General features: G+C 48.1%; 22 protein-coding genes and 2 tRNA genes. 15 read left to right on the top strand and 9 right to left on the bottom strand.

Going from position 1 to position 21412, the window contains the following annotated elements:
• Positions 1-127 precede the first annotated feature (127 nt).
• Genes AB1E22_RS02290 through AB1E22_RS02320 form a run of 7 tightly spaced genes read left to right on the top strand, consistent with a single transcriptional unit; the run spans position 128 to position 6413 of the window.
• Positions 128-1006, top strand: coding sequence for a flagellar motor switch protein FliM (locus AB1E22_RS02290; RefSeq protein WP_367593898.1), 879 nt, complete (start codon positions 128-130; stop codon positions 1004-1006).
• Positions 999-1391: a FliM/FliN family flagellar motor switch protein gene (locus AB1E22_RS02295; RefSeq protein WP_367593899.1), complete on the top strand. Its 393-nt coding sequence runs from the start codon at positions 999-1001 to the stop codon at positions 1389-1391. Before AB1E22_RS02290 ends, AB1E22_RS02295 begins: the two co-directional genes overlap by 8 nt.
• Positions 1388-2149 carry a flagellar type III secretion system pore protein FliP gene (gene fliP / locus AB1E22_RS02300; RefSeq protein WP_367593900.1) on the top strand — a complete coding sequence of 254 codons (762 nt, stop codon included), beginning with the start codon at positions 1388-1390 and terminating at the stop codon, positions 2147-2149. The genes AB1E22_RS02295 and fliP overlap by 4 nt, the downstream gene beginning before the upstream one ends.
• On the top strand, positions 2146-2418 hold the full coding sequence (fliQ, locus tag AB1E22_RS02305; protein ID WP_367593901.1) for a flagellar biosynthesis protein FliQ: 273 nt from the start codon (positions 2146-2148) through the stop codon (positions 2416-2418). Before fliP ends, fliQ begins: the two co-directional genes overlap by 4 nt.
• Before the next feature lie 5 nt (positions 2419-2423).
• The gene (gene fliR / locus AB1E22_RS02310; RefSeq protein ID WP_367593902.1) at positions 2424-3197 is read left to right on the top strand and encodes a flagellar biosynthetic protein FliR; all 774 of its coding nucleotides are present in this window, start codon (positions 2424-2426) and stop codon (positions 3195-3197) included.
• Positions 3194-4330: a flagellar biosynthesis protein FlhB gene (gene flhB / locus AB1E22_RS02315; protein WP_367597305.1), complete on the top strand. Its 1137-nt coding sequence runs from the start codon at positions 3194-3196 to the stop codon at positions 4328-4330. Before fliR ends, flhB begins: the two co-directional genes overlap by 4 nt.
• Positions 4317-6413, top strand: coding sequence for a flagellar biosynthesis protein FlhA (locus AB1E22_RS02320; protein WP_367593903.1), 2097 nt, complete (start codon positions 4317-4319; stop codon positions 6411-6413). Before flhB ends, AB1E22_RS02320 begins: the two co-directional genes overlap by 14 nt.
• A 39-nt stretch (positions 6414-6452) precedes the next feature.
• Here AB1E22_RS02320 and AB1E22_RS02325 read toward each other — a convergent pair whose 3' ends face one another.
• The 3 genes from AB1E22_RS02325 to AB1E22_RS02335 form a co-directional block, all read right to left on the bottom strand.
• A complete protein-coding gene (locus tag AB1E22_RS02325) occupies positions 6453-7199 on the bottom strand; it encodes an EAL domain-containing protein (RefSeq protein ID WP_367593904.1) in 747 nt (248 codons plus the stop codon).
• Between the two features lie 59 nt (positions 7200-7258).
• A complete protein-coding gene (locus AB1E22_RS02330; RefSeq protein WP_367593905.1) occupies positions 7259-8041 on the bottom strand; it encodes an EAL domain-containing protein in 783 nt (260 codons plus the stop codon).
• A gap of 64 nt (positions 8042-8105) precedes the next feature.
• Positions 8106-9647 carry a sensor domain-containing diguanylate cyclase gene (locus tag AB1E22_RS02335; RefSeq protein WP_367593906.1) on the bottom strand — a complete coding sequence of 514 codons (1542 nt, stop codon included), beginning with the start codon at positions 9645-9647 and terminating at the stop codon, positions 8106-8108.
• A gap of 397 nt (positions 9648-10044) precedes the next feature.
• Here AB1E22_RS02335 and AB1E22_RS02340 point away from each other — a divergent pair, with 397 nt between their 5' ends.
• Positions 10045-11322: a PTS ascorbate transporter subunit IIC gene (locus AB1E22_RS02340; RefSeq protein ID WP_367593907.1), complete on the top strand. Its 1278-nt coding sequence runs from the start codon at positions 10045-10047 to the stop codon at positions 11320-11322.
• Positions 11323-11534: 212 nt separating this feature from the next.
• Here AB1E22_RS02340 and AB1E22_RS02345 read toward each other — a convergent pair.
• From AB1E22_RS02345 to AB1E22_RS02355, 3 genes are all read right to left on the bottom strand, one after another.
• Positions 11535-11622, bottom strand: a tRNA-Ser gene (locus tag AB1E22_RS02345).
• A 153-nt stretch (positions 11623-11775) separates the two neighbouring features.
• Positions 11776-11863: transfer RNA gene (locus AB1E22_RS02350), tRNA-Ser, on the bottom strand.
• Between the two features lie 161 nt (positions 11864-12024).
• Complete coding sequence (locus AB1E22_RS02355) at positions 12025-13653, bottom strand: ABC transporter substrate-binding protein (protein WP_367593908.1); 1629 nt, start codon at positions 13651-13653, stop codon at positions 12025-12027.
• Positions 13654-13881: 228 nt separating this feature from the next.
• Here AB1E22_RS02355 and yccA point away from each other — a divergent pair, with 228 nt between their 5' ends.
• Together yccA and tusE are read left to right on the top strand one after the other, a co-directional pair.
• Positions 13882-14541 carry an FtsH protease modulator YccA gene (gene yccA / locus AB1E22_RS02360; RefSeq protein WP_367593909.1) on the top strand — a complete coding sequence of 220 codons (660 nt, stop codon included), beginning with the start codon at positions 13882-13884 and terminating at the stop codon, positions 14539-14541.
• A 108-nt stretch (positions 14542-14649) separates the two neighbouring features.
• Complete coding sequence (gene tusE / locus AB1E22_RS02365) at positions 14650-14979, top strand: sulfurtransferase TusE (protein WP_367597306.1); 330 nt, start codon at positions 14650-14652, stop codon at positions 14977-14979.
• Here tusE and yccX read toward each other — a convergent pair.
• Positions 14976-15257, bottom strand: coding sequence for an acylphosphatase (gene yccX / locus AB1E22_RS02370; protein WP_367593910.1), 282 nt, complete (start codon positions 15255-15257; stop codon positions 14976-14978). The two genes, tusE and yccX, sit on opposite strands and share 4 nt — an antisense overlap.
• Positions 15258-15347: 90 nt before the next feature.
• Between yccX and rlmI the strand changes: the two genes are divergently transcribed.
• Both rlmI and hspQ read left to right on the top strand, forming a co-directional pair.
• Positions 15348-16538: a 23S rRNA (cytosine(1962)-C(5))-methyltransferase RlmI gene (gene rlmI, locus AB1E22_RS02375; RefSeq protein WP_367593911.1), complete on the top strand. Its 1191-nt coding sequence runs from the start codon at positions 15348-15350 to the stop codon at positions 16536-16538.
• A gap of 59 nt (positions 16539-16597) precedes the next feature.
• Complete coding sequence (gene hspQ, locus AB1E22_RS02380) at positions 16598-16915, top strand: heat shock protein HspQ (protein ID WP_367593912.1); 318 nt, start codon at positions 16598-16600, stop codon at positions 16913-16915.
• A gap of 28 nt (positions 16916-16943) precedes the next feature.
• On the opposite strand, the gene AB1E22_RS02385 is transcribed toward hspQ, so the two are convergent.
• Positions 16944-17357: a CoA-binding protein gene (locus AB1E22_RS02385; RefSeq protein ID WP_367593913.1), complete on the bottom strand. Its 414-nt coding sequence runs from the start codon at positions 17355-17357 to the stop codon at positions 16944-16946.
• A gap of 186 nt (positions 17358-17543) precedes the next feature.
• Here AB1E22_RS02385 and csgI point away from each other — a divergent pair, with 186 nt between their 5' ends.
• Positions 17544-18209, top strand: coding sequence for a curli synthesis inhibitor (csgI, locus tag AB1E22_RS02390; RefSeq protein WP_367593914.1), 666 nt, complete (start codon positions 17544-17546; stop codon positions 18207-18209).
• A gap of 95 nt (positions 18210-18304) precedes the next feature.
• Complete coding sequence (gene mgsA / locus AB1E22_RS02395) at positions 18305-18763, top strand: methylglyoxal synthase (protein WP_367593915.1); 459 nt, start codon at positions 18305-18307, stop codon at positions 18761-18763.
• On the opposite strand, the gene helD is transcribed toward mgsA, so the two are convergent.
• On the bottom strand, positions 18764-20818 hold the full coding sequence (helD, locus tag AB1E22_RS02400) for a DNA helicase IV (RefSeq protein WP_367593916.1): 2055 nt from the start codon (positions 20816-20818) through the stop codon (positions 18764-18766). It lies immediately after the preceding gene.
• A gap of 132 nt (positions 20819-20950) precedes the next feature.
• Here helD and AB1E22_RS02405 point away from each other — a divergent pair, with 132 nt between their 5' ends.
• The gene (locus tag AB1E22_RS02405; RefSeq protein ID WP_367593917.1) at positions 20951-21397 is read left to right on the top strand and encodes a YccF domain-containing protein; all 447 of its coding nucleotides are present in this window, start codon (positions 20951-20953) and stop codon (positions 21395-21397) included.
• The last annotated feature ends 15 nt before the right edge of the window (positions 21398-21412 follow it).

The raw sequence follows: 21412 nt of genomic DNA on the forward strand, positions 1-21412 counted from the left end.
AATACGTAAACTGGCGACGGTGTCACACGCTAATCATGATGCCCGGAATGCACTATTTAATTGCCAGAAGAACACCAAATTTTAACGAAGTGTTTACGTAAGCACACTGAATGATAATGGATAGATCATGCAGAATGCATCGCAAAGAATTCGTGTTTATCAGGCAAATGATTGCCCTGAACTCACGCGACTGGACGTCAGCAAACTAGGCCGGGCTTATCATAAGATACCCAAAATTATCAGCGCTCAATTTGATAACATTGAAGCCAGGCTGGGTATTTTCTTTCTAAAGAAATACCGCCTCAATGCCCTGCTGCATAACATGACATTTGATATTGATTGTCATTGCAAAAATGCACAAATTTTTTCCACGCCGCATGGCAGTATTGGCTTCGATATTAATCGAAAGTTTTTACTGAGCATTCTGCATACCTATTACGGGCTGAGCAAAGAAGGCAATCCTGTCTCTTTAGATCTCACTCAATCGGTAACCAAAACAGAAGAGCGTTTAAAAATAAAACTTGGCCATGAGCTGTTACAGCTAATCATGGTAAAGGAGATATTAAATGAAACGCTGGAGCTGAAAAACGATTATACCTCCGTCATTCATCAGTGGCCTTATACGGTTCGCTTTTGGCTGGAAGGTTATGATGAATATTGTTTTTCAATTTTGTTGGATGCCCATCATGTTGATTTGCTGCTCGCCAGTTCGCGTGCAGAAAATGAAAGCAATGAGCCGCAGGTAAAAAACCTCTCTTCTGAACAGATTGAGCATATGTTTACCAATATGCCGTTGACCTTAACGGGCCGCCTGGTATCCATCAACCTGACCGTTGCTCAACTTTTAAATATCGGACCGGGGGACATTATTCCCGTTTCGCTAAATGAACCGTTGCCGGTTTTTATTGAAAATGAACAGATTTTTAGCTCAGTCGTCGCTGAAGAACGAGGACGGTTATATCTATCTGAATTTAATGATAAGACGCCAGAGATGAAGTATGAGTAATCAAAATGACCTGTCCATTGATTTTAATCTGGACGAAATCGATTTACCGGAAGCTGCGGGACAAGAAGCTGAAGTTGCCGCCCCCAAACCTGCTGAACAGGCGGCGACCGAAAGCCGCAGCGAACAACTGCGCAAAATGGCGCTGTTTAGCCGCATTCCTGTCAATCTGACGCTGGAAGTGGCGTCGGTCAGTATTTCATTGGCTGAGCTGATGACCATCACCAACGATAGCGTGATTGAGCTGGATAAAATGGCGGGTGAGCCGCTGGATCTCAAGGTCAACGGCATTCAGTTCGGTAAAGCCGAAGTGGTGGTGCTTAACGATAAGTACGGCCTGCGTATTATTGAATTTAGCAACCATGATTTAGGCAAACTGACGCAATGAGCCGTATTTTTCGCGGTGGTAGCCTGGGGTTACTGCTATTAACCGGGCTGCTTATTTCACCGCACCTGCTGGCGGCAAACGGGGATATTACCCTGCTGAGCACCACCAGCAACGGCACGGGCCAGGATTACAGCGTCAAGATTGAGATTTTGATTCTGATGACCCTGCTCGGCTTGCTGCCGATCATGGTGCTGATGATGACCTGCTTTACCCGCTTTATTATTGTGCTGGCGATTTTGCGCCAGGCGCTGGGTTTACAGCAGAGTCCGCCGAACAAAATCCTCACGGGTATTGCGCTGGCGCTCACCATGCTGGTTATGCGCCCGGTCTGGACCACGGTTTATGACCAGGCCATTGTGCCGTATCAGAATGATGCTATTACGCTAAAACAAGCGCTGAGCACCGCCGAGCAGCCGCTGAAGAAATATATGCTCGCCCAGACCAGCAAGACCTCGATGGCGCAAATCATGACTATCGCGGGGGAGAAAGGCGATCCGAATGAAATGGATCTCAGCATTGTGGTTCCCGCTTTTGTGCTGAGCGAGCTGAAAACGGCGTTCCAGATTGGCTTTATGATTTATATCCCGTTCCTGATTATTGACCTTATCGTGGCCAGTATTCTGATGGCGATGGGGATGATGATGCTTTCGCCGCTGATCGTTTCGCTGCCGTTCAAGCTGATGCTCTTTGTGCTGTGCGACGGCTGGAATCTGATTGTTAGTACGCTCACAACCAGCGTACAGGGAGTGTCAGGATGATGACCATGGATACCGCCGGCGAAATTATGTCCGGCGCGATTATGCTGGTGCTGGTCATCTCCGTGGTGGCGATTATCCCTAGCCTGTTGGTCGGGTTGGTGGTGAGTATTTTCCAGGCAACCACGCAAATTAACGAACAAACGCTGAGTTTTTTGCCGCGCCTGGTGGTCACACTGTTGGTTCTGGTGGTGGCGGGAAAATGGATGTTAGTGAAACTGTCTGATTTCACGATTGAGATTTTTCACCAGGCCGCGCGGTTGGTTGGCTAAACCCTATGGGCTTTGACATTCCGACGTTGATCGCTCCATTGATGGCTGCTTTCCTGCCGTTTGTGCGCATTCTTTCATTTATCCATTTCAGCCCGGTATTCGATCAACGTTCCATTTCGCGACGGATAAAGATTGGTCTTGCCCTCGTGCTGACGATGGTGATCTCCCCGATGCTGCACAATCCTGTGGTGCTAACGGAGCTGCTTTCCATGCGCAGCCTGTTGCTTATCGGGGAGCAGATCCTGTGGGGCTTTCTGTTTGGCGCGATGCTGCAACTGGTGTTTGTCGCGTTGCAGACCGCGGGACATATTCTTTCGATGAATATGGGGCTGGGGATGGCGGTGATGAATGACCCGAGCAACGGCAACTCCACAACGGTGATTTCACAAATTATCTTTGTTTACAGCGTGCTGCTGTTCTTCACCATGGATGGGCATTTGCTGCTGGTGACAATCCTGTTTAAAAGTTTTACCTACTGGCCGATGGGCCAGGCGATCACCACGCTTACGCTACAAACCCTGGTGCAAAGTCTGGGCTGGCTTATCTCTTCGGCGGTGTTAATCGCGCTGCCAACCGGCTTTGTGATGCTCATGGTGCAAGGTTCGTTTGGCTTGCTTAACCGCATCTCCCCTACTCTTAACCTGTTTTCATTAGGCTTTCCCATCAGCATGTTATTCGGCCTGCTGTGTCTTGGATTGATGGTAAGCAATATTCCCGATCACTATCTCAGCCTGACGAATTATATTCTCGGCAAACTTGATGCCATACGGATTTACTGATGTCTGGCTCAGGAGATAAAAGCGAAAAGGCCACGCAGGGGAAACTGCGCAAAGCCCGTGAAAAAGGCGATATTCCCCGTTCGAAAGATCTCACCATGGCGGCAGGGTTAATCACCTCCCTGATTGTCCTGATGATGTTTTTCCCGTTCTATCGCAGCCTGGTGCAGGACTCTTTTGTCTCCGTCACTATCGTTGCGGGCAAACTGAATGACGATGCTGCGCTCGAGCATTTTCTGATGCACCACGTCTGGCTGCTGCTGAAGTTTATTTTGACGCTGGTCCCTATTCCGGTGGTCTGCATCATCTCAACCTTCGTGCCGGGCGGGTGGATCTTTACGCCAAACAAACTGCTGCCCGATTTCAAAAAGATAAGCCCAATTAGCGGCCTGAAACGCATGTTCTCCAGCAGCCACTATGTTGATGTCCTGAAAATGCTGTTGAAATGCAGCGTGTTAATGGCGGTTTTATGGTCGCTCATTCAGGACAATTTGACCTCATTATTGGCTTTGCAACATCTGTGGCTGGTGCAAGGGATTGAAGAAGGGCTGGTGATTTTACGCCAGTCATTCTGGTGGCTGTTGGGCGTTATCGTGGTTTTCGCTTTTATAGATGTGCCGTTATCCATTTTTATGTTTATGAAAAAGATGCGTATGACCAAGCAGGAAGTGCGCGATGAGCATAAAAACAACGACGGTAACCCGCAGATCAAAGGGCGTATCCGCCAGTTACAACGGCAAATGGCGCAGGGGCAGATTAATAAAGTCGTGCCTACTGCAGACGTGATTCTGGTTAACCCGACCCATTACGCCGTGGCGCTGAAATATGACCCCAATAAAGCGCAAGCGCCTTTTATTATCGCCAAAGGTATCGATGATATTGCGCTTTATATTCGTGAAGTCGCCGCCCAGCATCAAATTGAAGTGGTGGAGTTCCCGCCGCTCGCCCGCGCAATTTATTACAGCACGCGTGTTAACCAGCAAATTCCTTCCCAGTTATTTCGCGCCATCGCTCACGTCCTCACCTACGTGATGCAGATTAAAGAGTGGCGTAATGGACGCAGCGATTATAAGCCGCAACTGAATAAGCATATGGACATCCCAAAAGAGGTAATCAAAACAGATGGCAAACGGTAAATTTATGGGTTATTTCAACCTGATACGGCGAAGCAATGTGGGGATTCCTCTGCTATTGCTGTGCGTGCTGGCGATGGTGATGTTGCCGTTATCTCCGCTGATCCTGGATATTTTATTCACCTTTAATATCGTGCTGGCGGTCATTGTTTTACTGGTTTCGGTGAACAGTAAGCGCCCGCTCGATTTCGCTATTTTCCCGACCATCTTGCTTATTACTACGCTGATGCGCCTGACGCTAAACGTGGCATCGACCCGCGTAGTGTTACTTCACGGTCACGAAGGTGAAGGCGCCGCCGGTAAAGTTATCGAAGCGTTTGGCCAGGTGGTGATTGGCGGTAACTTTGTGGTGGGCTTCGTGGTGTTCGTCATCCTGATGATCATCAACTTTGTGGTGGTCACCAAAGGTGCGGAGCGTATTTCTGAAGTTTCCGCGCGCTTCACCCTTGATGCACTGCCTGGCAAGCAGATGGCCATTGATGCCGACTTGAATGCCGGTTTGATAAACCAGGAACAGGCGCGTATCCGGCGTAAAGATGTGTCCGGCGAAGCGGATTTTTATGGCGCGATGGACGGTGCCTCGAAATTTGTGCGCGGCGATGCGATTGCCGGGATCATGATCCTGATAATCAACATTATTGGCGGGATTTGCATCGGCATCTTTGCGCATAATCTTGACGTTGGCCACGCGTTTGAGCAGTACGTTTTACTGTCAATCGGTGACGGCCTGGTCGCGCAAATTCCTTCCCTGCTACTCTCTACCGCCGCGGCTATCATCGTGACGCGCGTGGGCGATGGCAACGACATCAGCACAGAAATTAACACCCAACTGCTGGCGCGCCCGTCTATTCTCTACACCGCCGCCTTCGTGATGTTTGTGCTGGCTATCGTGCCAGGAATGCCGCACATCGCTTTCCTGAGCTTTACCGCCCTGTTGATTTTTGCTGCCTGGAAGCAGAGTAAACGGGTAGCAGCCCCGCAGCCGGAAGTTGAAATTGAAGCCATCAATGAGGCAATTTCCCACGATAACCCGCCGGTTATCGACTGGGATAGCATTCCGCAGGTGGAACCGATTGGCCTGAACCTCGGCTATAAACTGGTGACGCTGGTCGATGCGACTCGTGGGAGCCCGCTATCACAGCGTATTCGCGGCGTGCGGCAGGTGATCTCTGAGACGTGCGGCGTGCTGTTACCGGAAATTCGTATTCGGGAAAACTTCCGCCTGAAACCTTCGCAATATGCCATTCATATCAACGGGATTCGCATTGCCACCGGTGAAGTGCATGCGGATAAATTAATGGCGATTCCGGGGGCGGAGCTGTATGGGGAAATCGACGGCGTGCTGGATACCGACCCCGCGTATGGCATGGCTATCACGTGGATTTTACCGGAACAGAAAGCGAAGGCGCTAAATCTGGGCTATCAGGTGGTGGATTGCGCGAGCGTCGTTGCCACTCATGTGAATAAAATCGCCCGTAATTATTTACCCGAACTGTTTAATTACGATGACATCACTCACCTGCACCATCGTCTGGGCCAGCAGGCACCCAAGCTGGCAGAAGATTTAATCGGGCAACTTAATTACAGCCTGCTGCTGCGTGTTTATCGCCAGTTATTGCTTGAGCAGATTTCCCTGAAAGATATTAATACGATTGCGGCCACGCTGCTGGAAAGCGCCGCCCTCACTAAAGACCCGATTCTGTTAACCTCAGATGTGCGTTTCGCCCTGCGCCGTGCCATTATTCACAATATTAATGGCGAGAAGCGAAGCCTCCAGGCGTATACCCTGGATAACGAGCTGGAAAATCTCCTGCTAACTGCGCTCAACCATGCGCAGCAAAGCGGTAAAGTCGGCCTGGATAATTTCCCGGTGGACCCGAACATTCTGACGCAATTACAAAATACTATGCCGATGATTCAGGAGCATATGAAAGCCCAGGGAATGGCGCCGTTATTATTAGTCACACCGCAGCTACGCCCGTTGATTTCCCGCTACGGACGCCTGTTTGCTGCCGGTTTGCATGTGCTTTCGTATAACGAAGTGCCGGATGAAGCAGATTTGAATATTGTGGGAACGTTAGCCTGATAAACCGCCCAACGTCTGGCATCATCAGGCGTTGGGCTTTTAGTGAATGTAGTTTTGCAGGAAATCTAATTTTTTAATCGGACGTGAAAACAGGAACCCCTGAGCCAGCACGACATTATGCTTTAATAGCATTGACGTTTGCCCCATGGTTTCCACCCCTTCGGCAATAATGGCAGCATTACTTTTCTGCGCTTCGCAGATAATCTCATACGTTTTCTCGCTATTACCGTTTCTCAGGCATTCGCGATCGAGTTTGATAAATTCACATTCGGCCTGCGCCATCTTATTTTGCACATCATCAAGAGTGCCAATGTCATCCCAGGCAAAAGAGAAACCGGCATTTCGCAGCCGCTGAATATTCTCCTCGCCGCTCTGCGCTAATTCTTCCGCCGAACGCGTAATTTCAAAAATGACGGATGCAGCCGGAATGCCATATTCGCTCTGGAGTTGGATGATGTATTCAGAAAAGCTTTCGTCGTTTAGCTGATGAGGCGCAAGATTGATGGTTAAGAAGAAGTCGGGTTTCTTCGGCAAGACATCGTGCTGCATAAACTCAAAGGCTTTCCCGACAATGTATTTTCCTACATTGATAATTCCTTCATTTTCCTCAAGCTGTTGTAAAAATTCCGTCGGCTTTATGATGCTGTGACGGTGCACGCCCCGTAACAGCACTTCGGCCCCAACACACTGAAAGGTCGATAAATTAAAAATGGGTTGCACGAAGAAATCGACCACCGAAGAAAAATTAAGGTGGGTGATTTTTTTTAGAATAATAGTTGAACTCATATCGCTCACGTTGCTCATTCCTTATAACGCTAACTCTTTTCCACTGCGAAAAGCGGGGATTAATGACTGGTTTCTTCGGAAGAATACCGATAACGTTGTGCGAAAGTGCGGGACTCAACCGGGGGAGAATAAAAATACCCCTGGCAGGTGGTGACATCCTGCTCAAGCAGCCATTCTCGCTGCCAGAGATATTCAACCCCTTCGGCAACCAGTTGTAATTTATTGCGCTTGCACGCCTGGATAATCTCTTTTGCCAGCGGCAAACTCTCTTTATTGAGCAGGCTACGGTCGAGTTTAATCACGTTGCTGCAAAATTCGTGACCGTTTTTATTTAAATCATCAGGGTGACTAATATCATCCCACGCCAGCACAAAGCCATTTTGTTGTAACCAACGGGCATTTTCCCGGCCTTGTGCACTCAGAGGGATTTTTGTTTCAGTAATTTCAATCGTGATTTTATTGACTGGATAACCGCATGCCTCGGCAACCTTTTTTATTTTCTCAACCGTAGTGCGGTCGTTTATTTCGACCGGGGAGAAATTACTGCTGAGCATAAAATGCCGCTCCTGATGAAGCCCGTGCTCTTTAGCAAAAAGGAGCGCGCTTTGCAGAACATAAACGCCCACCTTGCAAATATCGCTGTTTTGCTCAAGTTCTGCGATAAAGCGATCCGGTGGGATCACTTTACCTTCCACAAGGCCGCGTACCAGGGCCTCGGCCCCCAGGCAGCGGCCATTCGTCATGTCCATAATCGGCTGCAAATAGACCGTGAGGACGCGCTCCGGGTAACCCGCAGAGATGTGTTCTACTATTTTTCTGGCATCCTCATGTTTAGTCGTCATTTTTTTCCCTTTTGTGATTAATGTAAAATACGAAACTGTTGCTGTGCATCACTCATTCCATTGCTTAATCACAAGAACTTAAAATCACATTTTTACCGGACTGTTTAGCCGCGTATAAAGTCTTATCCGCTTTTATTATGACGTCCTGGGCTGTCTCGCCCTCTTTCCATTTGGCAATGCCGCAACTGAATGTGACGCTCAGGGTTGTCTCGCGCCATTGACGTTGAGAGATGACCTGTCGCCAGGTTTCCATCAGATTAAAATACTCCTCGTAGTCGTTACCCGGGAATAAAGCCACCAGTTCTTCACCGCCAAAGCGATAAATATGATATTTCGGCTCAAGAATCGCCTTCCCGGCATTGCTTACATATTTCAGCACAGAGTCACCGACAACATGACCGAAGGCATCGTTAATACTTTTAAAGTTATCCAGATCCAAAATCGCCAGATAAAACGGTTCATTATGAGCAATTAACTCATCGAGTCTTGTATCGAAATTGCGGCGTGAGCCAACGCCGGTTAACGCATCTTCCCCTGAAATTTTTCGCGCTTCCTCAAGCTCAAGGTGGCTCTTTTTAATGTTGTTATAAACCCGCTCCAGGTTGTGTTCTTGCTCTTCAACATTAATGCCATTAACCCCCATATAGAGTCGGCTGATAATACTTTTTATATAGACACGGCACAGGCATACCAGAACGGTATAAATCACCAGACACAGGGAAATAATAATAATTAATGTTTGTGGCGCTTTACCAATATAATCATCATACATTTCTTTATCGACGATGGTAAAAGCGACCCAATAGGGATCGGAAAACGAGTGATAAAATATAAATTTTTCTGTTTCGGCATCATAAAAATTGCCTTCTAAATCTATCGCTTTATCAATCCATCTTTGGGGTATTTTCTGATGGAAAATCTCGCGGAAATTAGAATGCATAATGACGGTACCGTCTTGTGCGGCAACCAGGAATTTCCCTTCAAACGGCGTAACGATATCTTGTAGAGGTGTACTCATGGAGTACAGATCAAGATCGAAAGCGATATTCCCGTACTTCAAAAGCTCTTCATCAAAAAGATCCATACTGACCGTAATCGTAACGGAATGGTTATTCGAGTTATGCAGGTCGGGTAACAGATCGTTGTAAGGCTCTGAATAATGGATTCCATTCTTTTGTTTTACCCCTGGGTACCAGGGACGTTGGCTTGGTACGAACCCCTTTAATTGTATTTTGGGGTAGATGCGATAGTGGTCATGGATGTCAGAGATTATCGCTGCATCAAAAAATGTTAGCGTATTGACAATCGATGCCAAAATAGCGTTAAGCGTATCATGATCTTCCTCAATAAAACCCTTGGCACCATTCGGCGTAATTCGGCTATTGAGAATCTGAAATACAATGCCAATCTCTTCCAGTTGGCGATTAACACTTTCCATTGCGGTGTTATGCGTAAAGCGGGAAAGATTATTTTCAAAGGTGTTTATATTGTCTTTTTGAATATAATCAAATGACCATAGCGACACTAACATAAACGGCAACAGCATGACAAAAAACAACAGACTTAATAGCCTGTTAACCGTGAATACTTTTTTGCTTCCTTTCATTTCCTGATTCCATTCTGAATATGGCGTTACGTGAAACTGATGCCCTCGACGCCAGATCTTCACACTTCATCACAGTAGAGCGACCTGCACACAACCATTCTTAAATCGTGAGAGGTAAATCTGTTCAGCAAATCTGTCCCAGGGTTGCCGTCGTGGGGACATTTCTTCCGGATAGCCGCTCATTAATCGAGCAAGCCAAAACAACATCATTACATCTGACCAACAAAAATAAAACAATCATTTTGAAACAACATTTCACAATTTGAATAACGTTGTTTCTTTTGTGATGCGCGTATCAGATAACTCTAAAGTGTGAGTGATAACATGATGTCGCTTTAATCTTTATCATTAATAACCCCCTTATTGCGAAATAATATAGAGACGACAGGGTAAACAAATGGACATCTTATTAGGGTTAGTAAAAACGCCCGCAGTAATCATTGCGATCGTGGCATTTCTGGGTTTACTATTTCAAAAAGCATCAGTTTCCAGATTAATAACAGGCACGGCACTTTCTTTTATCGGCTTTACGATGATAAAAGTGGGTGGAAGTATTTTAATGAAAGTGCTTACGGCGTTTAGTTCTCTCTTCTCCAAAGCATTTGATATTATCGGGGTGGTGCCAAGCAACGAAGCCATTATGGCGGCAACCATCGATAAACTGGGGGCTACAGCGGCACTAATCCTGCTGTTTTCGATGATTTTGAACATTCTGATTGCACGTTTTACCCGTTTCAAATTCATCTACCTGTCTTTGCATCTGGTGTTATTTATGGCCTTTGCGCTAACAGCCGTTCTGATGCAGTTCGGATTTAGCAATTACCAGATGGTCATTATATGCTCCATTCTTATTGGTTCGTATATGGCAGTCTCGCCTTACATTCTTAACCGCTTTAGCCGTGAAATTATTGGTTCGAATGAATATGCGATTTCTCACGCCGCCATCTCCTCATATATTATTGGTTCCTATATGGGTAAATGGTTCGGTAATAAAAATACCGATACTGAGCATCTGAATATCAGCAGTAAATTTGATTTTATCCGAGAACCTAACATTGCGACGCTTTTAACCATGCTGGTTCTGTTGCTTATCTCTTGTATCTTTGCCACGCAGCCGCAGGTTAAAGATGCTATGACCATGGTATACGGTGCAGGTGCCGGTGATAAAAACGTAGTGATTTTCGTTCTTGAACAGTCAGCCATTTTTGCCTGTGGCCTGTATCTTGCGAAAGCTGGCGTTAACCTGTTTACGGCTGAAATCGTGCCCGCGTTTAAAGGTTTTGCTCGTGTGTTTGCCCCAGGTGCGGTGCCCGCTGTGGACGTTATGGTGCTGTTTACCAAGGCGCCTAATGCAACCTTAATCGGCTTCCTGGTGAGTTTCGCCGTTGAGTTGGTGTGTATCTTAATCTTCCCGTTTATTGGCTTACCGATTATTGTCCCGGGGATCATGGCAAGCTTTATTACCGGCGGTGCGGCAGCCATCTTTGGTAATGCGACCGGTGGTTTCCGCGGAGCGATTATCGCCAGTGGTATTAACGGGTTGTTGTTGTGCGTTCTGCCTGCTCTGACCTTGCCGATTTTCTCCCAGCTCGGCGCACAAGGCGTAACCTTTGCAGACCCTGACTTTACTATTCCGTCGTTGATTCTCGACTATATTCTGCGAATCTTCTATTAACCGACTCTAAAGCAAGGTACTCGCCAGGATTTACGAGAAGTTAAACAAGAGTACTGCGAAGATTTATTCGGGAATGCCGTAGAAGTTTAGGAAACCAGCCCCTGTAGAGCTACAGGGGCTGGGATATCGAACAGATTCTTGCTTAAACGATAGATAGACCAACGATAGAAACGAAAAAGCCCCAGCCTATTTCTAAGCTGGGGCTTAAATGTTGGCGGAAGCGCAGAGATTCGAACTCTGGAACCCTTTCGGGTCGCCGGTTTTCAAGACCGGTGCCTTCAACCGCTCGGCCACACTTCCAACGAGGCGAACTATAAACATCCCCCCACTTCATGTAAAGCCTGTTTAGGTTCGTTCGCCTGAAAAATCATCAAATTTGTGTTATTTGAGTGAAACGTCAACAAACTAAAACGAAAAAGCCCCAGCTTATTTCTAAGCTGGGGCTTCAAATGTTGGCGGAAGCGTAGAGATTCGAACTCTAGAACCCTTTCGGGTCGCCGGTTTTCAAGACCGGTGCCTTCAACCACTCGGCCACACTTCCAACGAGGCGAACTATAAACATACCCATACTTCATGTAAAGCCTGTTTTTGTTCGTTCGCCTGATAAATCATCAAATCTGCGCTAATTGAGTGAAACACCAACAATTTGATTGGTTTAACAACAGGATCCGTTGCAAGTTTTTGCCTGCAACGGATTTAGCATCAATGTTTTTTGATGAACATATCTTTGGTGAAGTAGAAACCGAGGTTGTTAGGCGCATATCCCCCAACATAAGGTTTCACTAACTGGACTAAAACATAGTGATAAACCGGGATGGCTGGTACGTCTTCCGCCAGTTTATCTTCAGCCTGCTGGTAGAACTTACCGCGTTCGGCAACATTGTCAGCTTTGGCCGCATTTTTTAGGGCCTCATCAAAAGCCGTGCTGCTGTATTTCGACGTGTTTTCACTATCGCCGGTGCGGAAGTTATTCAGGAAAGTGGCAGCATCATCGTAATCGGCAATCCATGCATAGCGCACCACATCAAATGTGCCGTTGTGCATGGTATCAAGCATCGTTTTCCATTCCTGGTTTTGCAGCTTCGCTTCAACGCCCAGATTTTTCTTCCACATTGAGCTGGCGGCAATCGCGATACGTTGATGTGATTCAGATGTGTTGTACAAAAGATTAAAGCTCAAAGGATGCGAAGCGTTATATCCCGCAGCTTCAAGTAATTTTTTCGCCTCTGCTACGCGCTTTTCATGACTCCAGCTTGCGTAATCAGGGGATTTTATTTCTACACCACCAATAGTCTTTTGGCTAATAACCCAGGCTGGGATCTGCCCCTGCCCTAACACTTTCTCTGCAATAATGTCTTTATCCAACGCCATATTCAGCGCTCGGCGAACACGAGCATCGTTGAACGGTGCTTTGGTGGTATTGAACTGATAGTAGTAGGTCGCAAGTTTTGGTGTGACATGAACCTGGTCCGGGATAGATTTTTTTAACGACGCAAACTGCGTCTGCGGGACCGTTAAAACAATATCAATTTCACCGGCTTTATAACGATTGATATCTGCGGTCTCAGAAGCAATTGGGAGATAAGTCACTTTATTAATGACCGTATGGCTATCGTCCCAGTACTGCTTATTGCGTACGCCAACTAACTTTTCATTCACCACCCATTCTGAAAGCGTATAAGCCCCGCTGCTGACGAAATTACCCGGCTGCGTCCACTTGTCTCCAAGTTTCTCAATCACCGCTTTATCTACCGGCACTAAAGAGGTGTGCGCCAACATTGAGAGGAACGCGGCGGTTGGCTGCGTGAGCGTAATCTGGAGTGTCTTATCATCCAACGCTTTTACACCAAGTGTATCGGGGGCTTTTTTGCCATCAGCTATTTCCGCAGCATTTTCTACATGCATATTGCCGAGGTAGCTGGCATAGGGAGAAACTGTTTTAGGATCAACTAAACGTTGCCAACTCCAGACCACGTCTTCGGCTGTTATCGGTTCTCCATTTGACCATTTAATGCCAGGACGAAGATGGAATATCCAGACAGTATTGTTTTTTTCTTCCCATTTTTCAGCAAGCCTTGGTTCAATTGAGCCATCGTTGCGAACCTCTACCAACCCTTCAAAAAAGTCACTGATAATGCTCGACTCCACACTACTTTCGACTTTATGAGGATCAAGAGAAGCAGGCTCGCTGCCATTATTCCGTACCAGCTCTTGTTTCGCGGCCAGCTCTGTTCCTGCGGGGACGTTAGCCGCCCAGGCGCCAGAAATAGCGCTTGCCAGGCCAATAGCGATAAACGATTTAATAAATGTGTTGTGGTTGGTTACTTTCATTACATACGCCTTATTTGAATTATTAATGACGGTACGACAACCACTCTTAACGTTGGTATATGAATAACGCAATAATTTTCAGCCACATATAAGTCGTTTTTATGACACGGCTCAGGTCTGTTATTAAAATGTGAGCAAGGTAAAGATGGGTAAAAAGGCTTCCTTGCAATAAAGGAGGCCATTATTCTCAGTCACCATATACACCTGCAATTAAGAGAGAGTTGCTGAATGGATCGCATAATTACTTCCTCGCGTGACCGTTCGTCACTGCTAAGTACCCACAAGGTACTGCGTAATACCTATTTCCTGCTCAGCCTTACGCTGGCGTTTTCTGCGATAACCGCAACCGCCAGCACCGTGTTGATGCTGCCATCTCCGGGGCTGATTCTGACGCTGGTCGGCATGTATGGCCTGATGTTTTTGACCTACCGTCTGGCAGATAAACCTACCGGTATTCTTGCTGCTTTTGCTTTCACCGGTTTCCTGGGGTATATCCTGGGCCCAATGCTAAATTCCTATATCTCAGCGGGTATGGGCGATGTGATTGGCATGGCGTTGGGCGGCACCGCGCTGGTGTTCTTTAGCTGCTCCGCTTACGTGCTGACGACCCGCAAGGACATGTCCTTCCTGGGCGGTATGCTGATGGCAGGTGTGGTGGTCGTGCTGATTGGTATGGTCGCGAACATCTTCCTACAGTTGCCTGCTTTGCATCTGGCAATCAGCGCCGTGTTTATTCTTATTTCCTCCGGTGCCATTTTGTTTGAAACCAGCAACATCATCCGTGGCGGTGAAACCAACTACATCCGCGCGACGGTGAGCTTGTACGTTTCTCTGTACAATATCTTCATCAGCCTGTTGAGCATTCTGGGCTTCGCAAGCCGCGATTAATCGCTTGCCAGTAAACGCATCAAAGCCTCGCATCCGCGGGGCTTTGTTTTTTATGACACGGTAAAATTTGCTACACTGCGGCCAGTTTGTCTGGAGCAAAGAATAATGATGTTGATGTTTGAAGGCCGAGAAATAGAAACCGATGCCGATGGTTATCTGAAAAATAGCCAGGAGTGGAGCGAGCCACTTGCGGAAATTATTGCTGAAAAAGAAGGAATTACGCTCGCCGTTGAGCACTGGGAAGTGGTGAAGTTCGTGCGCGAATTTTATCTGGAATTTAATACTTCCCCGGCAATTCGTATGTTGGTCAAAGCAATGGCAAACAAATTCGGTGAAGAAAAAGGCAATAGCCGCTATCTGTACCGCTTATTTCCAAAAGGGCCGGCCAAGCAGGCAACAAAAATTGCAGGTCTGCCAAAGCCGGTTAAGTGCATTTAGTAGCGAATACTAAAATCTGACCAGTTATGATCGGGTTGATGAGGTTCAGTCAGCACTTTATCAACCCGAGCACTGCGCGGCCCGCCTGCTTTTAACCAGGCAATAAGCTTTTCAACCTGCTGCGCTTCACCGCAGGCCAATACTTCAACGCTACCATCATCCATGTTACGGGCATAACCGGTTAAACCCAGTTTTAACCCCTCACGCTGGGTGCTGTAGCGAAACCCAACCCCCTGAACCAGGCCGTGGACCCAGGCGAGTGTACATACTGTGGCCATAACTTCCTCCGTTTCGAGTTCTTGCGTTGCATTTAGCCGGTGTTAACCGGAAAATGACGCCCAATTCTTAGCAAGAAAGCATAGCAAATTATGAGTGTACGTTTAGTGTTAACCAAAGGGCGCGAAAAATCGTTACTGCGCCGTCATCCGTGGGTGTTTTCTGGTGCCGTTGCACGCATGGAAGGCAAAGCCAATCTCGGCGAAACTATTGATGTTGTCGACAGCCAGGGTAAATGGTTGGCACGCGCAGCTTATTCCCCGTCGTCTCAAATCCGTGCACGCGTCTGGACTTTCGATGCCAATGAAAGCATCGATATCGCCTTTTTCACTCGTCGTTTGCAGCAGGCACAACAGTGGCGCGAATGGCTGGCGAAGCGTGATGGCCTGGACAGCTACCGCCTGATTGCAGGGGAATCTGATGGCTTGCCTGGTGTAACGATTGACCGCTTCGGCAATTTCCTGGTGCTGCAACTGCTTTCTGCGGGTGCAGAATATCAACGCCCTGCTCTGGTTGCCGCGCTGCAAAACCTCTATCCGGAATGCGCGATTTACGATCGTTCTGATGTCGCGGTACGTAAGAAAGAAGGCATGGAACTGACGCAAGGCCCGGTCAGCGGTGAACTGCCTCCAGATTTATTGCCAATCGAAGAGCACGGCATGAAGCTGCTCGTCGATATTAAAGGCGGCCATAAAACCGGTTACTATCTCGATCAGCGCGACAGCCGCTTTGCGACTCGTCAGTATGTGAACGATAAGCGGGTTTTGAACTGCTTCTCCTATACCGGTGGCTTTGCCGTTTCCGCGCTGATGGGCGGTTGCCGTCAGGTGGTTAGCGTTGATACCTCTCAGGATGCGCTTGATGTTGCGAAGCAAAACGTTGAGCTGAATAAACTTGATTTGAGCAAAGCCGAGTTCCTGCGTGACGACGTATTCAAACTGTTGCGTAAATACCGCGATCAGGGTGAGAAATTTGACGTTATCGTGATGGACCCTCCGAAATTCGTCGAAAACAAGAACCAGCTTATGGGCGCGTGTCGTGGCTATAAAGACATCAATATGCTGGCGATTCAGCTGTTGAACCCGGGCGGCATTCTGATGACGTTCTCATGCTCAGGGCTGATGACGACGGATTTATTCCAGAAAATCATTGCTGATGCCGCCGTAGATGCCGGGCGTGATGTACAATTTATAGAGCAGTTCCGTCAGGCCGCCGATCACCCGGTGATCGCCACCTACCCGGAAGGGCTGTATTTGAAAGGGTTTGCCTGTCGCGTCATGTAACTTGAAAAGTAGAAACTTGCCCGCACATTAGTTGCAGTAACGTTTCTCAGGAGGTGACTATGATTGCCAGCAAATTCGGCATTGGCCAGCAGGTTCGACATTCGCTGTTGGGGTATCTGGGAGTGGTGGTCGATATCGATCCGGAATACTCGCTCGATGAGCCCGCAGACGATGAACTGGCCGACAACGATGCCCTCCGTCGTGCGCCCTGGTATCATGTAGTGATGGAAGATGATGATGGCCAGGCTGTTCACACCTATCTTGCTGAAGCCCAGTTAAGTGGGGAGTCACAAGACGAGCATCCCGAACAACCGTCGATGGATGAATTGGCGGCTTCGATACGGCAACAGCTTCAGGCACCTCGCCTGCGTAATTAGCAAAAACCCCGCGCTGCGGGGTTTTTTATTATTTAGCCAGGCCTAAGCGGGGAATTTCAATCGCCGGGCATTTATCCATCACCACGTTTAAACCGGCATCCTGCGCAAGCACAGCGGCTTGTTCATTGATAACGCCTAACTGCATCCACAGCGTTTTTGCGCCGATAGCAATCGCTTCACGCGCCACTTCCCATGCTGCTTCTGAATTTCTGAATACGTCGACCATATCGACTTTTTTGGGAATATCAGCAAGCGAGCCATAGCCTTGCTGCCCCAACAACGTTTTGCCGGCCACTTTAGGTGATACAGGTATCACTTCGTACCCTTGATCCAGCAAATATGCCATCACCCGATAGCTTGGGCGATCGGGCTTATCACTGGCTCCCACCAGCGCAATAGTTTTGGTGCTTTTTAGAATAGTTTCGATATCTGCCTGTTTCATCACATTCTCCGCCGGGACTCAGTAATCAAAAGTGTATGCCATACGTTACTGACTCACCATCTTTCCCATACGCAGGTAGTAGAGCAATTTCCGAGAATATGTCTATATGTTAATGAACCGCTTGACTGAAAAATTTTGATACATTCAGCAAGGAATGGTTCCACTTACCCAAGGCAGGAGAAATTGATGAGAACTGCGTTCTTAATCGCAATATGTTGGCTCCTTCTTTTGCCGCACAATTCGTGGGCGACGACCTTGCGTCTGTCCACAGATATAGATTTATTGATACTCGACGGAAAAAAAGTTTCCAGTTCTTTATTAAGAGGCGCAGATAGCCTGGAGTTGGATAACGGCCCGCATCAGTTGGTGTTTCGCGTAGAAAAAAATATTCGCACCAGCACACGTGAACAGCGTCTATATATCTCCCCACCTTTGATTGTGAGTTTCGATACCAAAGATGTCAGTCAGGTCAATTTTAATTTGCCACGAATTGACAGCGATAAAGAGAGCGATGAGTTTGATCATGCCCCTCATCTTCAGTTGCTGGATGGTGACTCGGTCGTCATTCCGCTGAAAATGGATATTTTGCCGGTCAAAGCAACGCCTCAGGGAATAAATTACGAGCAGGATACTCAGAACTACAACAAATCGGGGAAAACGGCGTCAATTCTGAAATTCGCGACGAAGATAGCAGATGACAGCGCGTTACTGTCGAATGTTTCTGAGCTTGACGCCCCACCCCGCCAGTCTGAAACCTTAACGGAGCAACGTTTACGTTACTGGTTTCTACAGGCTGATAAACCGACCCGCGAGCGCTTCTTACAATGGGTGAAAGAAAACCCTGCACAATAATTGCCTTTCAAAGCGCGTATTTTTGACTCCCTTCTCTTGCAGCAACAATCACTTCCAGTAAGCTGTAGCCAAGACAAATCAATCAGGATTAACCGATGGAATTAACCACCCGCACCCTGGCGGAACAAAAGCATATTGCGCTGGTTGCGCATGACCACTGCAAAGACGCGCTATTGAAATGGGTCGAGCGTCATAAAGCTATTCTCGCCCATCATGTGTTGTATGCCACCGGCACCACCGGAAATCTCATTCATCGCGGCAGCGGCCTTGAGGTCAATGCCATGCTGAGCGGCCCAATGGGCGGCGATCAACAAGTTGGCGCATTGATTTCTGAAGGGAAAATAGATGTGCTGATTTTCTTCTGGGATCCGCTTAACGCTGTTCCACACGATCCGGACGTCAAAGCATTGCTACGCCTGGCAACGGTGTGGAACATTCCTGTAGCCACAAACTTATCGACCGCTGATTTTATTATTCAGTCTCCGGGCTTTGATCGCCCGGTCGAAATATTGATCCCCGATTACGCACGTTATATGGCGGATCGCCTGAAGTAATTACGGTCGATTTGCCGCGGGCACGCCAAGCTGTTTCAGTATCTCGACAAAACTGGACGGTTCCTGTTTATTAAACAATAACCAGACACGATGACGGGCCCGCGTCATTGCCACATAGAGTAATCGCCGCTCCTCGGCATCCGGAAATGCTTCCGGCTGCGGCAACAATGCCTCTTCCATGACCGACTCCCTCGCCACCGCCGGGAAACCCTCTTTACCCTGCTGTAGCCCGAGCACGATCACGTAATCGGCCTGCTGGCCTTTGCTGGCATGAATGGTCATAAAATCGATCGCCAGTTTCGGCCAGCGCGTTGCGGCTTTTTCCAGAATCGCGGGGCCTAAATGATGATACCGAGCGAGAACCAGAATGCTTTGCTCCGGCTTTACATATCCGCTCATTTTATCTAGCAACGCTTCTAACTGATCGTCAGCCAGTAAGGTCACCGATTTTTTGTCGCCTTTAGACAGGCTGTTCAATGGCTTAGCAAGCTGATGTGGATTCTGCTGCACAAAGCGGTTGGCAATTTCACCAATGCGATCGTTAAACCGGTAGGTTGTATCTAACGCGCACTGATCTGCATCGCCAAAGTGATGAGCAAACGCGGTGGTGAGCGTCATTTCAGCGCCGCTGAAACGATAAATTGCCTGCCAGTCGTCTCCGACCGCATAGAGCGAGGTGCGCGAGTTTTGTTTTCTTAATGCCGCCAGCAGAGCTGCACGCTGCGGTGAAATGTCCTGAAACTCATCCACCAGAATATGCTTCCACGGGCTGATAAATCGCCCCTTTTCCAGCACATTAATGGCCTGATGAATTAACCCTGAAAAATCGACAGCTTCTTCGGCTTTCAGGGCTGTTTTCCAGCTTTTTAACAGCGGAGCCATTAACTTGACGCGTTTCGCAAAGAGGTCGCGAACGTCAGGCGGTGCAGAAGCGATCATTTCAGCCTGCGAGCCACCCTGCATGCGCATCAGTCCCAGCCATCTGTCTAACCGGCTTGCCAGGCGTTTGGCTAAACGCTCATCTTTCCAGTATTCGCCTTCGGGAACATCCCATTGTAGTTCGTCACTTAACCATTCACGCCAGCCTTTTGCCTGCGCTTTTTTCTCGCGGCACTGTTGTTGCCAGCTTTCAATGAGCAACTGGTGGCGGGCGCGGGTATCGGATTCCAGATCGCTTACACGCGGTACTTTTTTGCTCCCTTGCTGAATAATATGCAGGGCAAGCGCGTGAAACGTACGGGCTGAAATAGCGTCGGTATGTAAGCGTTCAGCGATGCGCTGATCCATCTCCTGTGCGGCTTTACGCCCGAATGCCAGCAATAAAATTTGATCTTCACTGGCCTCGCCGCGTTGCAGAAGCCAACCCGCACGCGCCACCAGAACAGATGTTTTACCGCTCCCCGCCCCCGCCAGCACCAGCAGCGAATCTTCACCATTGACGACGGCACGAGCCTGGGAGATGTTTAGCGGGGAGCTCTCAATTTGCTGGAAGAAATCCGCATATTTATCAAGCATGTGATTGGTGAAAGCCGTATTGCGTTGGTGGCGACGCTGTTCACCCTGCTCAAGCCAGGCTTTACAGTGCAACCAGACTTCACGGCAATTATCAAAATCTTCGAGTCGAGCCTGCGGCAGAGGTAAAGCCGAAAACGCAGCGCGCACGTCTTGCTGCAAGGCCTGCATATCACTGCGTTTGAACCATTTTTCTTGCTGAACGCGGCGCATTATCTCTGCATATTGCTGGTGCAGCACTTGTGCCGCTACCTCACTCATTTCCGCACTCCAGCGCTGCCATAAATCATTCAAGTGATGATAAAAGCGCTGCGTTTCGCCCCATTCAGTGCCGTGTAGACGGACCACTTTATTATCGGGCAGGACAAATTCCAGCTCCCCCCAAACCAGACCGCGCTTGCAATTAATGGCTATTAACTGATTGAATGGAATAAGGTATTCATGGCGTTCTCCCTTTACTTCTACCCCCGCAGTCAGCAGTTTCACACGATTGTAGGGATGTTGCGCCAAATGTTTACCCAGGGAGGTCGCTTTCAGTTCCATTACGCTTTGCCCGATCCAAAATAGTGGTTGTGGTTAAGTTTACCCGCCGAAGGAATGACGCTCCAGAGTAAAAACGCGTTACAATTGCTGCGGTTATTCATTTGTCCAAACTCAAGCCAACGAAGAGTGATTATGCGTACAGTCCTTAATATTTTGAACTTTGTACTGGGCGGGTTTCTTACCACCCTCTCCTGGCTGCTGGCCACTCTTGTCAGTATCATTTTTATTTTCACGCTCCCGCTGACTCGTTCCTGCTGGGAAATTACCAAACTCTCGTTCGTGCCTTATGGTAACGAAGCTATTCATGTGGACGAGCTAAATCCGCAGGGCAAAAGCGCCATTATGAATACGGGTGGAACGCTGCTGAACATTGTGTGGCTGGTCTTTTTTGGCTGGTGGCTTTGTGTGCTGCACATCTTCACCGGTATCGCCCAGTGCATTACGATTATCGGCATTCCTGTGGGCATCGCTAACTTCAAAATTGCCGCGATTGCGCTTTGGCCCGTAGGCCGTCGTGTCGTTTCTGTTGAAACCGCGCAGGCTGCTCGTGTTGCCAATGCAAGCCGACGTTTCCAGTAAATCTGACAAGAGTAG

The sequence above is a fragment of the Buttiauxella gaviniae genome (assembly GCF_040786275.1).
GTDB classification, from domain to species: Bacteria; Pseudomonadota; Gammaproteobacteria; order Enterobacterales; family Enterobacteriaceae; genus Buttiauxella; species Buttiauxella gaviniae_A.

Bases quoted from the DNA above. Each gene is read 5' to 3' on its own strand.
- yccA (WP_367593909.1), top strand. From the start codon at position 13,882: ATGGATCGCATAATTACTTCCTCGCGTGACCGTTCGTCACTGCTAAGT.
- fliQ (WP_367593901.1), top strand. From the start codon at position 2,146: ATGATGACCATGGATACCGCCGGCGAAATTATGTCCGGCGCGATTATG.
- AB1E22_RS02325 (WP_367593904.1), bottom strand. From the start codon at position 7,199: ATGAGTTCAACTATTATTCTAAAAAAAATCACCCACCTTAATTTTTCT.
- AB1E22_RS02320 (WP_367593903.1), top strand. From the start codon at position 4,317: ATGGCAAACGGTAAATTTATGGGTTATTTCAACCTGATACGGCGAAGC.
- AB1E22_RS02355 (WP_367593908.1), bottom strand. From the start codon at position 13,653: ATGAAAGTAACCAACCACAACACATTTATTAAATCGTTTATCGCTATT.
- csgI (WP_367593914.1), top strand. From the start codon at position 17,544: ATGAGAACTGCGTTCTTAATCGCAATATGTTGGCTCCTTCTTTTGCCG.
- AB1E22_RS02295 (WP_367593899.1), top strand. From the start codon at position 999: ATGAGTAATCAAAATGACCTGTCCATTGATTTTAATCTGGACGAAATC.
- yccX (WP_367593910.1), bottom strand. From the start codon at position 15,257: ATGGCCACAGTATGTACACTCGCCTGGGTCCACGGCCTGGTTCAGGGG.
- helD (WP_367593916.1), bottom strand. From the start codon at position 20,818: ATGGAACTGAAAGCGACCTCCCTGGGTAAACATTTGGCGCAACATCCC.
- rlmI (WP_367593911.1), top strand. From the start codon at position 15,348: ATGAGTGTACGTTTAGTGTTAACCAAAGGGCGCGAAAAATCGTTACTG.
- AB1E22_RS02335 (WP_367593906.1), bottom strand. From the start codon at position 9,647: ATGAAAGGAAGCAAAAAAGTATTCACGGTTAACAGGCTATTAAGTCTG.
- tusE (WP_367597306.1), top strand. From the start codon at position 14,650: ATGTTGATGTTTGAAGGCCGAGAAATAGAAACCGATGCCGATGGTTAT.
- AB1E22_RS02290 (WP_367593898.1), top strand. From the start codon at position 128: ATGCAGAATGCATCGCAAAGAATTCGTGTTTATCAGGCAAATGATTGC.
- AB1E22_RS02330 (WP_367593905.1), bottom strand. From the start codon at position 8,041: ATGACGACTAAACATGAGGATGCCAGAAAAATAGTAGAACACATCTCT.
- hspQ (WP_367593912.1), top strand. From the start codon at position 16,598: ATGATTGCCAGCAAATTCGGCATTGGCCAGCAGGTTCGACATTCGCTG.
- AB1E22_RS02385 (WP_367593913.1), bottom strand. From the start codon at position 17,357: ATGAAACAGGCAGATATCGAAACTATTCTAAAAAGCACCAAAACTATT.
- fliP (WP_367593900.1), top strand. From the start codon at position 1,388: ATGAGCCGTATTTTTCGCGGTGGTAGCCTGGGGTTACTGCTATTAACC.
- mgsA (WP_367593915.1), top strand. From the start codon at position 18,305: ATGGAATTAACCACCCGCACCCTGGCGGAACAAAAGCATATTGCGCTG.
- fliR (WP_367593902.1), top strand. From the start codon at position 2,424: ATGGGCTTTGACATTCCGACGTTGATCGCTCCATTGATGGCTGCTTTC.
- AB1E22_RS02340 (WP_367593907.1), top strand. From the start codon at position 10,045: ATGGACATCTTATTAGGGTTAGTAAAAACGCCCGCAGTAATCATTGCG.
- AB1E22_RS02405 (WP_367593917.1), top strand. From the start codon at position 20,951: ATGCGTACAGTCCTTAATATTTTGAACTTTGTACTGGGCGGGTTTCTT.